General features: G+C 69.1%; 12 protein-coding genes. 9 read left to right on the top strand and 3 right to left on the bottom strand.

What is annotated here, in order from left to right; all coding sequences use genetic code 11:
- Window positions 1–66 precede the first annotated feature (66 nt).
- Complete coding sequence (locus PFX91_RS20980; RefSeq protein ID WP_285734460.1) at window positions 67–996, bottom strand: hypothetical protein; 930 nt, start codon at window positions 994–996, stop codon at window positions 67–69.
- A gap of 1,297 nt (window positions 997–2,293) precedes the next feature.
- Here PFX91_RS20980 and rplM point away from each other — a divergent pair.
- The 6 genes from rplM to PFX91_RS20945 all read left to right on the top strand — a co-directional run bounded on the left by rplM (window position 2,294) and on the right by PFX91_RS20945 (window position 8,008).
- Window positions 2,294–2,743 (top strand): 50S ribosomal protein L13, encoded by a 450-nt coding sequence (rplM, locus tag PFX91_RS20975; protein ID WP_285734459.1) that lies wholly within the window; start codon window positions 2,294–2,296, stop codon window positions 2,741–2,743.
- Window positions 2,744–2,779: 36 nt separating this feature from the next.
- Complete coding sequence (gene rpsI, locus PFX91_RS20970; protein WP_285734458.1) at window positions 2,780–3,289, top strand: 30S ribosomal protein S9; 510 nt, start codon at window positions 2,780–2,782, stop codon at window positions 3,287–3,289.
- 161 nt (window positions 3,290–3,450) lie between these two features.
- Complete coding sequence (gene glmM, locus PFX91_RS20965; protein WP_285734457.1) at window positions 3,451–4,788, top strand: phosphoglucosamine mutase; 1,338 nt, start codon at window positions 3,451–3,453, stop codon at window positions 4,786–4,788.
- Window positions 4,789–4,867: 79 nt separating this feature from the next.
- Window positions 4,868–5,896, top strand: coding sequence for an ROK family glucokinase (locus PFX91_RS20960; protein ID WP_502888348.1), 1,029 nt, complete (start codon window positions 4,868–4,870; stop codon window positions 5,894–5,896).
- 564 nt (window positions 5,897–6,460) lie between these two features.
- The gene (locus PFX91_RS20950; protein ID WP_285734455.1) at window positions 6,461–7,234 is read left to right on the top strand and encodes an SDR family oxidoreductase; all 774 of its coding nucleotides are present in this window, start codon (window positions 6,461–6,463) and stop codon (window positions 7,232–7,234) included.
- 9 nt (window positions 7,235–7,243) lie between these two features.
- Window positions 7,244–8,008, top strand: coding sequence for a crotonase/enoyl-CoA hydratase family protein (locus tag PFX91_RS20945; RefSeq protein ID WP_285734453.1), 765 nt, complete (start codon window positions 7,244–7,246; stop codon window positions 8,006–8,008).
- Window positions 8,009–8,091: 83 nt separating this feature from the next.
- Here PFX91_RS20945 and PFX91_RS20940 read toward each other — a convergent pair whose 3' ends face one another.
- On the bottom strand, window positions 8,092–10,266 hold the full coding sequence (locus tag PFX91_RS20940) for an acyltransferase family protein (protein ID WP_502888347.1): 2,175 nt from the start codon (window positions 10,264–10,266) through the stop codon (window positions 8,092–8,094).
- A 361-nt stretch (window positions 10,267–10,627) separates the two neighbouring features.
- Between PFX91_RS20940 and PFX91_RS20935 the strand changes: the two genes are divergently transcribed.
- Together PFX91_RS20935 and PFX91_RS20930 are read left to right on the top strand one after the other, a co-directional pair.
- Window positions 10,628–10,759 carry a hypothetical protein gene (locus tag PFX91_RS20935; protein ID WP_285734451.1) on the top strand — a complete coding sequence of 44 codons (132 nt, stop codon included), beginning with the start codon at window positions 10,628–10,630 and terminating at the stop codon, window positions 10,757–10,759.
- Between the two features lie 508 nt (window positions 10,760–11,267).
- Window positions 11,268–12,341, top strand: a complete 1,074-nt coding sequence (locus PFX91_RS20930; protein WP_285734449.1) for a CDP-alcohol phosphatidyltransferase family protein — start codon at window positions 11,268–11,270, stop codon at window positions 12,339–12,341.
- A gap of 95 nt (window positions 12,342–12,436) precedes the next feature.
- Here PFX91_RS20930 and PFX91_RS20925 read toward each other — a convergent pair whose 3' ends face one another.
- Entirely contained in the window at window positions 12,437–13,132 is a 696-nt protein-coding gene (locus tag PFX91_RS20925; RefSeq protein WP_285734447.1) for a DUF4352 domain-containing protein, read from the bottom strand.
- A gap of 281 nt (window positions 13,133–13,413) precedes the next feature.
- Here PFX91_RS20925 and PFX91_RS20920 point away from each other — a divergent pair, with 281 nt between their 5' ends.
- Window positions 13,414–13,872, top strand: a complete 459-nt coding sequence (locus PFX91_RS20920) for a flavodoxin family protein (protein ID WP_285734445.1) — start codon at window positions 13,414–13,416, stop codon at window positions 13,870–13,872.
- The last annotated feature ends 213 nt before the right edge of the window (window positions 13,873–14,085 follow it).

The following is a 14,085-nucleotide window of genomic DNA, read 5'->3' as shown; positions in this document are numbered from 1 at the left end:
CGCCCCGTCCCGCTGTTCGTGCGCACGTCGCGAGGTGTGCCCGGCACCCTCGCGGCATGACCGAGGTCAGCTCCGCTCCTCGCTGAGATAGACGTGGGTCTGCTCGAAGAACTCCTCGCCGATGGAGCGCAGTTCGGTGGCGGACTCGCTCTCTCCGGCCTCGTCCGTGCCGTCGCTGTTGGCGGCCAGGGAGAAGAGCAGGTAACGGCCCCACTGGCCGCTGCTGCCGTGGCCACCGGAGTAGCCGAGCCGTTCGGCGGGGCTGCCCTCCTCACCGGGCAGGCCGGCGAACCACTGGGAACCCACCAGGTCCTGACCCTCCAGCGCGGTGGCCGCCTCCTCGTCGGTGGGCATGGCGGCGACGCCGATGGTCACCGCGCGGTTCTCGTCCTCGCTGAGATAGGAGGCGCGCACCAACTGGCGGCATTCGTTGTCGTCGAGGACCTGACCGTAGTCACCGTGGGTCCCCGACGCGCAGTCCTCGGTGTCGTCCACGGCCACGCGGGTGAACGTGCCCTCGCCCTCGATGTCCACCGTCTCGGGGAAGAGGCTCTCCGCGTTCAGCGCGCCGGGGTCGTCGGCCTCGTCCGCGACGGTCGCGGCGTTCGTGGCCCCGCCGGAGCCCAGGCCCCCGCTGGCGAGGAGGAACGCGCCACCGCCCGCGATGACCAACAACACGGCGAAGCCGGCGATCATCAGGACGCGGCGGGTCCCGTTACGGGGGGCCTTGTCGTCGCTGTAGTCGTCGTAGTCGTCGTAGTCGTCCATCGCCCGGACGTCGAACTGGGCGGTGTCGGCACCGGCGTCCTCGGGGACCTCGTCCCGGAACAGGGGGCGGTCCTTCCCCCCGGGGGAGGACAGGGGCACGGCGTTGATCTGCTGCGTGGCCCCCATGGCGTCGGGAGGGAACACGGGCTCGTCCTGGGCGGGGGTCGGGGGCGCCCCGGGTGGGCCCTGGAAGGCCTGCTGGGGGGTCGACGGCTGTCCGGGGGGCATCCCCGGGGGAGGGCCCCCGGGAACGCCGTACGGAGGCTGTGAGGGGCCGGAGGGCATGCCGGGACCGCTGTGAGGGGCCTGGGGGCCGGAGTTCATCCCCGAAGGAGGGGGACCGGGCGGCATGACCTGTCCCGGATGGCCCATGGGCGGAGCGTGGTGTGCGTTCTGTCCCGGATGCGGACCACCGGGAGGCCGCGGGGGCATGCCCGGCTGTCCTGGGGCGGGCGGCTGCTGCGGTGGGAATTGTCCCCCCGGAGGGGTTCCGTGCGGTGGGAGGCCCTGGTGCGTCGAGGGCCTTCCGCCGGTCGGGGCCGGGGCGCCGGGGGGTGCGGGGGGCGGTCCGCCCTGGGCGTGCGGAGGCACCTGCGGGCCGCTGGTCGTGTGAGGGGGTCCTTGGGGACCGCTCTGCCCGCTCGCGCCCGGGAGCCCTGGGGGCGGTCCGCCCTGGGGAGCCTGGTGGCCACCGGTCTGGAGAGGTGCGCCGGGGAGGCCCTGCGGGGCGTTGTGCGGGAAACCCGGTGCTCCGAAGGGCTGGGACGGCCCCGGAGGGGCGAGGTGTTGTGTCGGGGGAGGCTGGTTCGGCGCGTGCGCGCCGTGTGACTGCTGCGGTCCCGATGTGGAATGCTGTCCCCCGGGGTGAGAGGGCGCTGATCCGAGCAGGTCCTGGCCGTCACCGGCCTCCGGCACGACGGGACGCCCGTCGGGGCCGTACTGTGGCTGGTTCGGGTGGGTACTGATGGGAGTCTCCGAGAGCTCTGGGGTGGGGATGAACCGCGGCTCACCGGGTCCGCGGCCTGGTCCGCGTGGTGGCGTCCGCGCGAACCTCCCCGGGTGCCGGTGACCGTGACGGGGGTCTCCAAGGTCCGTGTCGGCGCCCGTCAACACGGGCACGGACGGGCCTTTCGGTGCAAGCGTAACCAACGTGGGAGTGCAAGGGGGACGAAGCACTCTCGGCAACGGGCATAATAAAAGACGGAGAGGTCACGGATGTGACCCCGTGCTGGCGCTGTATCCGCCGAGCGCGGTCCTGCCGGTCCGCCCCGCCGCTGGCTTTGACCTGCGCTGTGGTGGCCAGTAGGATGTTCCGTTGTTGTGCGTTGAGTTGCCGTGGGCCCCGAACTCTCCGAAGTCGGGTGCCGATCCACGCACCATCGTCTGCGCACTCACCATTCGGAGGGTCCTGTGGCAGTGCACGGGACATCCGGCCAGGCACCCCGCAACCGCGGGTGTGTGTAGGAGTCCCCCTATCCCCGTCAGTGGGACGGGGCAGTCGACTGAAGAGCGAAGGCAAACGATCGTGCGCACATACAGCCCCAAACCAAGCGATGTCCAGCGTCAGTGGCACGTTGTCGACGCTACCGATCTCGTGCTCGGGCGTATGGCGAGCCAGATTGCCACGCTGCTTCGGGGTAAGCACAAGCCGTACTACGCGCCCCACATCGACACCGGCGACTTCGTGATCGTCGTGAACGCCGAGAAGGTCGCCCTGACCGGTAACAAGCTGGAGCAGAAGCGCGCTTACCGGCACTCCGGCTACCCGGGCGGTCTGCGGTCCATCGCCTACGCCGACCTGCTGGAGAAGCACCCCGAGCGGGCCATCGAGAAGGCCGTCAAGGGCATGCTCCCCAAGGGCACTCTCGGCCGCAAGATGGCCAAGAAGCTCAAGGTGTACGCCGGTCCGGAGCACCCGCACCAGGCCCAGCAGCCGGTTCCGTTCGAAATCAGCAAGATCGAGCAGCCCGCCTAGGCGTTCGCAGACTTTACAGAGAACACGAGGAGAACCGTGGTCGAGCCCACCGGCATCGAAGACGCCGAGCAGGAGTACGTTGACAACCCGGAGGAGTTCCCCTCCGAGTACACCAGCGAGTCCGACGAGACCGTCGCCGCCTACGTCCCCACCGCGTCCGGCCCCAGCGCCGGCACCGGCCGTCGCAAGAAGGCCGTCGCCCGCGTTCGTATCGCCCCGGGTTCGGGTGAGTGGAAGATCAACGGCAAGCCGCTCGAGGTCTACTTCCCGGACAAGGTCCACCAGCAGACCATCAAGGAGCCGCTCGTCTCCCTCGGGTTCGAGGACGCCTACGACGTCTTCGCCCGCTTGGACGGCGGCGGCACCAGCGGCCAGGCCGGCGCCATGCGCCACGGCATCGCCCGTGCGCTGGCCTCCCTGGACCCGGAGAACAACCGTCCGACCCTGAAGAAGGCCGGCTTCCTGACCCGTGACGCCCGTGAGGTGGAGCGTAAGAAGGCCGGTCTGAAGAAGGCGCGCAAGGCTCCCCAGTTCTCCAAGCGCTAGTGCTCATGCGCCGACACCCGCTCGGCTGAGCTTCGGCCCGTACACCGCTTCCCGGAAGGAAGCGGTGTACGGGCCCTTGGTTTTTCCGGTGGCTCCTGGGGCCACGCTGAACTTCACCGGTGTCGTCACACACGACGCCGCCTTCGAAAGGGGTTGTCCTCGTGGCTCGGCTGTTCGGAACAGATGGTGTACGTGGCGTCGCCGGTCGGGACCTGACCGCCGCCCTCGTGCTGGAGCTGTCCATCGCGGCGGCGCGTGTGCTGACGCGGGGAGGCGACGGGAAACGGCCCAAGGCCGTGGTCGGACGGGACCCGCGTGCCTCGGGTGAGTTCCTGGAGGCCGCCGTGGTCGCGGGACTGGCCAGCACCGGCGTCGACGTGGTGCGTGTGGGCGTGCTCCCCACCCCCGCGGTGGCCCATCTCACCGGCGCGATGGGCGCCGACTTCGGCGTCATGCTCTCCGCGAGCCACAATCCGGCGCCGGACAACGGCATCAAGTTCTTCGCCCGGGGCGGCCAGAAGCTGGAGGACGCCCTGGAGGAGGAGATCGAGGGCATCCTCGGGGTGCCCTCCACCCCCGCCGTGGGGGACGGTGTCGGCCGGGTCGTCGACTCCCACGACGGCGCCGAACTCTACATCGAGCACGTGCTCGGCTCCGTGCGGCACAGTCTCAAGGGGCTCAAGGTCGTGGTGGACTGCGCCAACGGCGCCTCCTCCCTGGTGGCGCCCGAGGTGCTGCGTCGTGCGGGCGCCGAGGTCATCGCGATCGGCGACCGGCCCGACGGGCACAACATCAACGAGGGTTGCGGTTCCACCCACCTGGAGGCGCTCCAGGAGGCGGTGTTGTTGCACGGCGCCGACGCGGGCATCGCCAACGACGGCGACGCCGACCGCTGCCTGGCGGTGGACTCCAAGGGCCGTGTGGTGGACGGAGACCAGATCCTGGCGATCCTGGCGACCGAGGCCAAGGAGGCCGGAAGGCTGACCCAGGACACCCTCGTGGTGACGGTCATGTCCAATCTGGGCCTGAAGCTGGCGATGGAGCGGGCGGGCATCACCGTGGTGGAGACCGCGGTGGGCGACCGGTACGTGCTGGAGGAGATGAAGCGCGGCGGGTTCGGTCTGGGCGGGGAGCAGTCCGGACACGTGATCCTCCTGGACCACGCCACCACGGGTGACGGTGTACTGACCGGTCTGCACCTACTGGCCGCGATGGCCCATCGCCGGCAGGGCCTGGCCGAGCTGGCCAAGGTGATGACCCGGCTGCCCCAGGTGCTCATCAACGTCAAGGACGTGGACAAGGACCGTGTGGGGGAGGCCGAGGAGCTCGCGGCGGCCGTGCGCGCGGCCGAGGAGGAACTCGGTGAGACCGGACGGGTGCTGATCCGGCCCAGCGGAACCGAGCCGAAGGTCAGGGTCATGGTCGAGGCCTCGAAACAGGAGCAGGCCACCGCCGTGGCGGAGCGACTTGCCGCCGTGGTGCGGTCCGCACTGGGGTAGGGGACCCTGCACCGTGTGCGTCCCGGCGCACGCGGACACATGTTCGACTGCTCCGCGGGGGCGGATCCTTGGGGTCGGAATGGTCACTATGGCGGACACCGGACACTCCTTGACGATCGGTGTGGACATCGGCGGGACGAAGGTGGCGGCGGGCGTGGTGACGCCCGGAGGGCGCATCCTGGCACGGCTGCGCACGCAGACCCCCGGACGCAGCAAGAGCCCGCAGATCGTGGAGGACACGATCGTCTCGTTGGTGGAGGAACTGCGCCGGGACTTCCGGGTGCGCGCCGTGGGCGTGGGCGCCGCGGGGTTCGTCGACGAGCGCCGGGCGGAGGTCCTGTTCGCACCGCACCTGTCCTGGCGTCGGGAGCCGCTGCGGGACTCCCTGGCGCTGCGCCTGGGGCTTCCCGTGGTGGTGGAGAACGACGCCAACGCCTCCGCCTGGGCCGAGGTCCGCGCCGGGGCGGGCCGGGGCGTGGACGACCTCGTGGTGGTGAACCTGGGGACGGGCATCGGCGGCGCCGTGGTGCTCGACGGCCGGTTACGACGGGGGCGGTACGGCCTGGCCGGGGAGTTCGGTCACATGACGGTGGTGCCGGGAGGCCACCTGTGCGAGTGCGGTAACCGAGGCTGCTGGGAGCAGTACGCCAGCGGTAACGCGCTGGCCAGGGAGGCCCGTGCGCTGGTGCTCTCCGAGTCGCCGATGGCGGGGGCGCTGCACCAGGCCGTGGGCGGTGACGCCAGACAGGTCACCGGCTCCCTGGTCAGCGAGTTGGCGCGCAAGGGCGACCGGATGTGCGGGGAGCTCATGCGCGACGCGGGGGAATGGCTGGGCGCGGGTCTGGCCGACCTCGCCGCCGCGTTCGATCCCGAGCTGTTCATCGTGGGCGGCGGTGTGTCGGAGGCCGGAGATCTGCTTCTGGAGCCCGCCAGAGAGGTCTTCGGGCGCTACCTGACCGGTCGGGGCTACCGGCCCGAGGCCCGGGTGGTGGCGGCCGCCCTGGGTAACGAGGCGGGCCTGATCGGGGCCGCGGACCTGGCCAGGGAGGCGCTGCCCCGATGGCACCAGCGCCGCCGGCAACGCCGTCTGGGGCGTTCGGGTCGCTAGGTGTGATGTCCCGGCACGTTGGATCCGACTCGTCAAGAGGACGACGACGATCGCGGTTCCAGGTTTCCCTGGTGGCCCCGGTAGGGGAGTCCGGTCCCCGTAGGGGGCAGGAGACGGTGCCCTGCCCGGCCGGCGCCTTCAGGCCGATGTCGATCGGAAACGGTACGTCCAGTCCGAGTCGATCCCCGGCGATGGCGGTGGGAACGTTCTGCGGCGCCCTCGAACCGTCGAGTTCGTATACGTGGATGGCGGGTTCCCCTTTTTCCTTCTCGACCCTCCAGGAATGAGGAATGCCAGCCAGGGCGTATTTGTCCGGTTTTGTCAGGCGGTCCCGCTCCTCGGACTCCTCGGACCGACCTCCACTGCGAGAAGGGCTCCGTGAGGGGGAGTAACAGGTGCTGTTGCCGGCCTCCTCCGGATCCTCCGGCTCTCCGTGACGGCGCCGCAGGGCCGTTTCCCTGAAAGGGTCCGGCGCTGTGGAGATCCCCTGCTCGGGCGGGGTCACCCGCAATTGACCGAACCTGGTTCTAGTGTGTGGGTCGCATCCTCTGTAGAGTGCGGCCCATGGATCTCAACGGAATCTCCGCCCTCGTCTCGGGCGGCGCGAGTGGCCTGGGCGAGGCCACCGCAAGGGAACTCGCCTCGGCGGGCGCGACCGTCGTCATCGCCGACCTCAACGCCGAACGCGGTGAGGCCGTGGCCAAGGAGATCGGAGGTGTCTTCGTCAGCACCGACGTCTCCCAGGAGGACCAGGTCCAGGCCGCGGTCCAGGCCGCCGTCGACACCGGCAGGCCCTTCCGGGTGGCCGTCTCCTGTGCCGGTATCGCCTGGGCGAACCGCACCGTCGACCGGCACGGCAACCCGCACGACCTGGACAGCTATCAGAAGGTCATCCAGGTCAACCTCATCGGTACCTTCAACGTGCTGCGTCTGGCCGCCGCCGAGATCGCCAAGACCGAGCCCCTCAACGAGGACGGCGAGCGCGGCTCCATCGTCAACACCGCCTCCCTGGCGGGCATCGAGGGGCAGATCGGACAGATCGCCTACTCCTCCTCCAAGGGCGGCGTCATCGGCATGACCCTCCCGGCCGCCCGTGACCTCGCGGCCGTGGGCATCTCGGTCAACACCATCGCCCCCGGCATCCTGGAGACGCCCATCTACGGACAGGGCGAGGGCGCCGAGGAGTTCAAGCAGCGTCTGGCCGCCCCGATCCCCTTCCCCAAGCGTCTGGGCACCGCCGAGGAGTTCGGCAAGCTGGCCCGCGCACTGTTGGAGATCAGCTACGTCAACGGCGAGGTCGTCCGTATCGACGGCGCGCTGCGCATGCCGCCGAAGTAGGGGGACACAGTGTCTGACGAGGTTCTCTACACGGCGGAGGACGGCGTCGCCGTCATCACCATCAATCGGCCTCAGGCCAAGAACGCGGTCAACGCCGCGGTCGCGGCCCGCATCGCCGAGGCGCTGGACGACCTTGACTCGCGCAAGGATCTGACCGTCGGCATCATCACCGGAGCGGGCGGCACCTTCTGTGCCGGGATGGACCTCAAGGCCTTCATGAAGGGCGAGGTCCCGATCGTGGAGGGTCGCGGGTTCGGCGGTTTCGCCGAGCGCGGACCGAAGAAGCCCCTGATCGCCGCGGTGGAGGGCTACGCGCTGGCGGGCGGGTTCGAGGCGGTACTGGCCTGTGACCTGGTCGTGGCGGCCGAGGACGCCAGGTTCGGCATCCCCGAGGTCAAACGCGGCCTGGTCGCCGGGGCGGGCGGCCTGTTGCGCCTACAGCACCGCATCCCGCGCAACATCGCCATGGAATTCGCCCTGACGGGCGACTTCGTCGAAGCCCCACGCATGGCCGAACTCGGCCTGGTCAACCGCGTCACCGCCAGCGGGAGCGCTCTGGACGGCGCCAAGGAGTTGGCCGCGCGGATCACGGCCAACGGTCCGTTGGCCGTGCGGGTGTCCAAGGAGGTCATGGTCGCCTCCGACGACTGGTCCACGGACCAGATGTGGGAGAGGCAGAACGAACTGACCGGTCCGGTCTTCGTCAGCCAGGACGCGATGGAGGGCGCGGCGGCCTTCGCCGAGAAACGCGCGCCGGTGTGGAAGGGCGAGTAGCCCGACCATCGCCGAGGACACGGCGGCGTCCCTCTTCGAGGGCCGCCGCCTTCGTCGTCTCCGAAGCCGCCGGGGTCCTTCCGTCAGCCCCCGGTCGGATCGACTCTCACGGGCGTCAGGTCCGGGGCCGCCTCGGAGGAGAGCGCCGTGGACAACAGGCTGCCCGCCGAGGAGACCAGGGTGTCCTCGTTGACGGGCGCGTGGGGGAGCGCCTTGAGCAGGTACGGCTCCATGACCACCGCCAACGACTGTGAGAAGGCGTAGGAGAAGTGGTTGGTGTCGTAGTACACCAACTGGTTGCCGATCACTCCGTGGCACACGGTCTCGTCGCAGAGGTAGTCGGTCATGTCCAGGAAACGTGTGTTGTCAGGGACGCCTTCCTCGCTCAGCTCCTCGAAGGGCGAACGTTCGGCCATCGAGTAGTCGCGATCCTCCGCACAGCCCTCCGTACCGTTACGGTCCACGCACTCGGCCACGTTGAAACCGAAACGGGGGGTGTCACGGACCGCGACCACGTCGGTGCCCAGCTCGTCCAGCTGGTGCCAGCGTTCCACGAAACCGTCCGGAACGTACTCCTCCCCGCCGTCGCCCCTCTGGGACAGGGTGCCCAACGCGAACACGGCGTCGGGGCGCGTTCGTGTCAGCTCCTCCATCACCCGCTCGTTCCACGCGGTGCACTCCGCGTAGGGTTCACCACGGTAGGTCTGGACCTCGGAGCTGAACTGACAGGCGTTCTTGGTCATCACGACCAGTCGCCACCCGTGCCGCTCCGCCACCGTACGCAACGCCTGGAACCAGTGCCGAGCGTGCGAGCTGCCGGTCAGGACCACGGTGTACTCCGAGTCCGGGTCGCCGAACACACAACTGCGCATCTCGGTCTCGTCGATCAGCGCGTTGCACTCCCGGGTCTGGTCGACGGTGTCGCGCAGGGCCGTGGACGTGTCCGGGTAGACGGGCAAGGAGGGCAGGTTGGCGGCCAGGTCGGGGCTCAGGTGCACGGCGGCGCCGGGATAGGCCAGCGGGTCGGAGCTCAGTTCCATGCGCAGCTGTCGGTCCCGCTCGATGGACTGTTCCCACAGCAGCCCCGCGACCAGGACCGGGACGACGAAGAGCACCCCGGCCGCCAACGACCACGACGGGGCGGTCCGGACCCGCGTCACACGTGTGACACCGCCGTCCACGATCCGACCAGTGGCGAACGCGGCGGCGAAGGAGACTCCCAGGATCAGCAGGCCACCGGCCAGGGACGGGCGTTCCAGTTCGGTGATCTCCAGGTAGAAGACCAGGATCGGCCAATGCCACAGGAAGAGCGTGTACGCGTGGCCGCCGAGCCAGGTGAGGGGGCGCAGGCCCAGAAGGCGGTTCGCGGACAGACGGGCGTTCTCTCCGCCGGAGCCCGCGATGATGAGCAGGAGGGCCGACAGAGTCGGCCACAGTGACGCGTACCCGGGGTAGGGCAGCGAGTCGCCGATGACGAGCCCGCAGACGATCAGCGCGACCAGCCCGGTCCATCCGGCGACCAGGCGCATCCAGCGGGGCAGGCGTACACGATGGACGACCAGGGCCAGTACGCCGCCCAGGGCGAGTTCCCACAGCCGTGCGCCCGTGTCGAAGTAGGCCCACACCGGCTCGGTCGCGGTGATCCACAGCGAGTACCCGAAGGAGGCCGCGAGCACGACCGTCACGGCGATCAGCGCGGCGGCGCGCACGCTTCGGCCCAGCCGTAGTGCGAGCAGACCCGCGCCCGTGAGCAGGACGGGCCACAGCAGGTAGAACTGCCCCTGCACGGCCAGGGACCAGAAGTGCTGGACCGGACTGGCCGCGGAGTTCTCCGCCATGTAGTCGACCGATCCCAGTGCCAGGTGCCAGTTCCCGTAGTACAGGGCGGAGGCCTGCACGTCACCGATGATCTCCGTCCACCGCGAACGCGGGACGAACAGGTGGGCGCAGACCAGGACCGCGGCGAGCACGACCGCGCCCGCGGGGAAGAGGCGCTTGACGAGCTTGCTCCAGAAGGCGCCGAAGGCGATCCGCCCGTCGCGCTCCATCGCCCGGACCAGGGAGCCGGTGATGAGGAAACCGGTGAGCACGAGGAAGACGTCGACGCCCCCGGAGACCGTGCCGAACCAGATGTGGTAGACGGCGATCAGCAGGGCGGCGACGGCACGCAGCCCCTCGATGTCGGCACGGCGCCTGGTCGTGGGTCTGAGGGGTGCTCGCGCTACGTCGTCGGGGTGATTCTGGGCAGGAGGGGGCACGGATCAGCCTCGGGCTCGACGGAAGCAGAAGGAGGGCGGGGCGCGTGGCCGATGGTCGCGGCCGGAGGCCGACCGAGGAGGTGGTCGGTACCTGGGGATGGCGTCCTGCCGGTCCAGTATCGGTGGAGCCTGAGAGTGCCCTGTCGAGAGCGTCGAGCATGTTGCCGAGTCGAGATGGAATCTGTGTGAACGCGTGCTCTGAACAGGGCAAATGCGTGCCCTGGGTCACATTGGGAGGCATTGCTCGGGAGGTTGTGGGCGAAAACGGGGGCGGTTAACGCGTGACAAAAAGTAAAAAAAGGGCAACCGTGGGATAGGTCACAGGGTCCCCTCTGGGGCACCGTTCGGCGACAGGAGACCTGTGGACGACGTGGCGTATCCCGAGGAGCACGACTACGAGGAAGGGGAGGAGCACTACTACGACGATGACGGCGCCTTCGGTGTCGACCCGCCTCCGCGGGCCGAGGCCGGGCGGGTCGATGACGAGTGGTGACCCTCCGCGTGCCGTGCCCCCGCCTTCGGTGGGGGCACGGTCGTGTCGGCGATGGGCCGGGCCCCGGGGTGGGGCGGACCGCTCGTCAAAGGCGGACCGTGCGTTCACGAAGGAGAATCCGCATGCCGTCCCGCTGCTTTCGCGAAGTGTTCCGCTCTCTTTGTCCCCAGGCGAGATGGTACCCATAAGAAATACATAAATAAGGAGCACATAAGAATTTCCCCTCTGTTCGCCCGGGGACAACCCGAGGGGTCGTCGGTGCGTCTCACAGGTGCCGGTCTTGGTACCCCCGGATATGGCGCCGACGAGGAGGGGAGGGGTCTTCACCGTGGCGGCGGAGCCCTGTGGGGCGCGCTTTCCCCGTGATGTCGTCGTTCGCCCGCACGACGCTTTCCGATGATCTCTTCAGTTTTCCTCTCATATGGATCGTCAGTAACCCCCCTGGTGTTCATGTCGTTCATCTTCCCCGCGAACCCCCTTGTGAAGATCCGTGTCTGGAGCCCCAGAAATGCCTTATTTCACCCTTAGCGATGTACGAGAGCGGACCTATAAACCGCGAGACTCGTGGTGGACGGTCTGGCTGGTCGATCCGTTCGCCTCCCGACTGGTCAAGGTGACCGCGAACAGGACCTCCCTCACCCCCGACCAGCTGACGACCGGGGCGCTCGTGCTCGGTCTCGCCGCAGCGGGGTGCTTCTTCCTCGCGGACTGGTACTGGCTGCTAGCCGGTGCCGTGCTCTTCCATCTGAGCTTCGTACTCGACTGCATGGACGGCAAGATCGCCCGCCTCAAGGGCACCGGCTCCGTGTTCGGCAGTTGGCTCGACTACGTGTTCGACCGCATCCGTGTCCTGGTCTGCGCCATCGCACTCATGGGAGGCCAGTTCGCCCAGAGCGGGGACCCCGTCTTTCTCTGGTTCGCCCTGGGCATCGTCTTCACCGACATGTTCCGCTACCTCAACTCCCCCCAGATGGCCAAGGTGCGGACCGCGATGCGGCGGCACATCGTCCAGGCCATCCGTGAGGTCGAGGAGAACATGGAGCAGCAGGACACCAGCGGTGTCCGTAGGATCGCCGCCCGGTTCGGCGTGGACCAGGACGGTGGCGACGGTCTGGACGAGGACGACGACAAGGTCTCCATCGGCGAGGCGGAGAAGGTCAACACCCCGGTTCGGGCGTCCGCCGAAGAGGAGGCCGGGCGGCGGGAGGAGTCGGTCGTCGTCACACCGGGGCACAAGGCCCGCCAGATCCAGAGCACCGCGCTCCAGAAGGGCTTCGACAGGCGCTTCCCCTGGTACCGGCGCTTCCGTGACGTCCTGCGTGAGAACCGCATCCGTCCGCACCTGTTCAGCGGGATCGAGTTCCAGATGGGCGTGTTCATCATCGCGCCGCTGGTCGGTGTCCTCTCCACCGTCGGCATGCTCGTGACGATCGCCGTCTCCGCCGCGCTGATGTTCGCCTTCGAACTGCTGATCGTCTACAAGCTCTGGTTGTCCACCCGCGAATTCGCCAGAGTGACCCGTGACATCAACACCACGCTCGCCGGGCTCGGGCTCGACGACGAGCGGGGCATGGCCGCCTAGGTGTGCTGTTCGGTGAGGTTGGTGACACGGGCTGCTGGGACTTGCCCTCCGATCCCGGTGTCGCGTCGGCGGAGCCGCCACCCCCACGGGCCGGGTCAGTCCCCCAAGGCGACCTTGATCTCGTTGCCCCCACGGAAACGTGAACTCAGGCCGATGTGGGAGACGTCGGAGGCGGACTCCACGTCGAAGGCGATGCTGACGCCCACCGGGGTGCCGTCGACGGGGAGGTCCTGCCAGATGGGGCTCTTGAGTTTCAGCGTGGCGCCGTAGTCCTCCTCGACCCGCTCTCCGGAGGAGGTGTACACGTGTTGTTCGTCCCGCCAGAACTCGTCGACACCCGCGTTGGCGACGTCGATGTGCACGATGAGGTACTCACCGAGAGGGCTGTGGTCACCGATCTCGTCGGTGACCTCGGTGTCGGTGACCGTGAAGAGGATGCCGTCGTGCTCGACGGTGTCGTTCATCCTCGGGGCGGCGGTGGTGGTCGGCGCGCCCGTGCCCCCGCTTTCCGGGGCGTCGCCGTCCTGACCGCGGTCGTCGAGGACGAAGGCGATCAGCACGACCAGGACGACGCCGAGGACGAACAGGCCACCGCACCCCAGGCCGATCCACAGCCAGGGGGAGGCCCTGCCCGGGCCCCGGGGGTCTCGTGACGGGGGAGATCCGGACGAGTCCTCAGGGTCGTGCGTACCTCCCGGAGGGCCGACCTCGGTTGGGGGCGGCGGGATCATGGGTGGCCGGCCGCCGTTCCAGGGCCCCTGGCCGGGGTCCCGCGAAGGAGGCTGACTCATGCTCGGGCCCCGCTTTCCGGTGCGATGGTGCGAACGCTCGGTGCGCCTCCGTCCCGGAGTCGGCGGACGCGCTGCCGACCTCCAGTGTGCGGGACGGGGACCGGCCGATCGGCGCACGCCACGGGTGTCGCGAAGAGAAGGCCCCGGGGTCTTCGAGACGGACCGGAAACGCCGTGGGCACCGAAGTTCCTCGTGCTCGGGTCGTCCGAGCGGAGGGGCCTCCTGGAGGCGAGGAGGAGCATGGGCGGGGACCGCGAAGGGGTACGGCCTAGGGTGAGGGCATGGCACGACTGCTCATCGTTCACCACACGGTCTCCCCCGCCACCCAGGAGTTGTTGGAGGCCGTGCTCGACGGTGCCCGTGACGACGAGATCGAGGGAGTGGAGGTACGGACCGAGGCGGCGCTGTCGGCCACGGCCAGCGATCTGTTCGGCGCGGACGCCCTGATCCTGGGGACCCCGGCCAACATCGGGTACATGTCCGGAGCCCTCAAGGTCTTCTTCGACACCGTCTACTACCCCGCGCAGGAGACGACGAGGGGACTTCCCTACGGTCTGTACGTGCACGGGGACAACGACACCGCCGGCGCGGTGCGGTCCGTGGAGTCCATCGCCAAGGGCATCGGCTGGGAGAGGCACCGTCCGCCGGTCACCGTGACCGGTCGCCTGGACGCCGGAGCACGAGAGGCCTGCTGGGAGTTGGGCGCCGTCACGGCGCTCGCCGCGTTGGAGCGCGCCTGATCCGGAGCACCCCCACCCTCCGAAGAGCGACTCCATTCCCCACGGCTCGGCTCCGCACACGGGCTCTCTGGCCGGTCTGGGTTATCTGGGCTGTCTGGGGTGAAAAGGAGGGGAAAGTCTGAGTAAGGGCTTGTTCGGCGATGTGTCTGGAGCGGCGTGGCGCCCCTCCCCGTCCCGGACACCGGGACAGGATGGACCGGGCCGTGGCGACCG

This window comes from Nocardiopsis sp. ATB16-24 (assembly GCF_030271535.1).
Taxonomy (GTDB): Bacteria; Actinomycetota; Actinomycetes; order Streptosporangiales; family Streptosporangiaceae; genus Nocardiopsis.
Note: the sequence above shows the minus strand (reverse complement) of the source record. Positions and strands in the feature narration are given on the sequence as shown.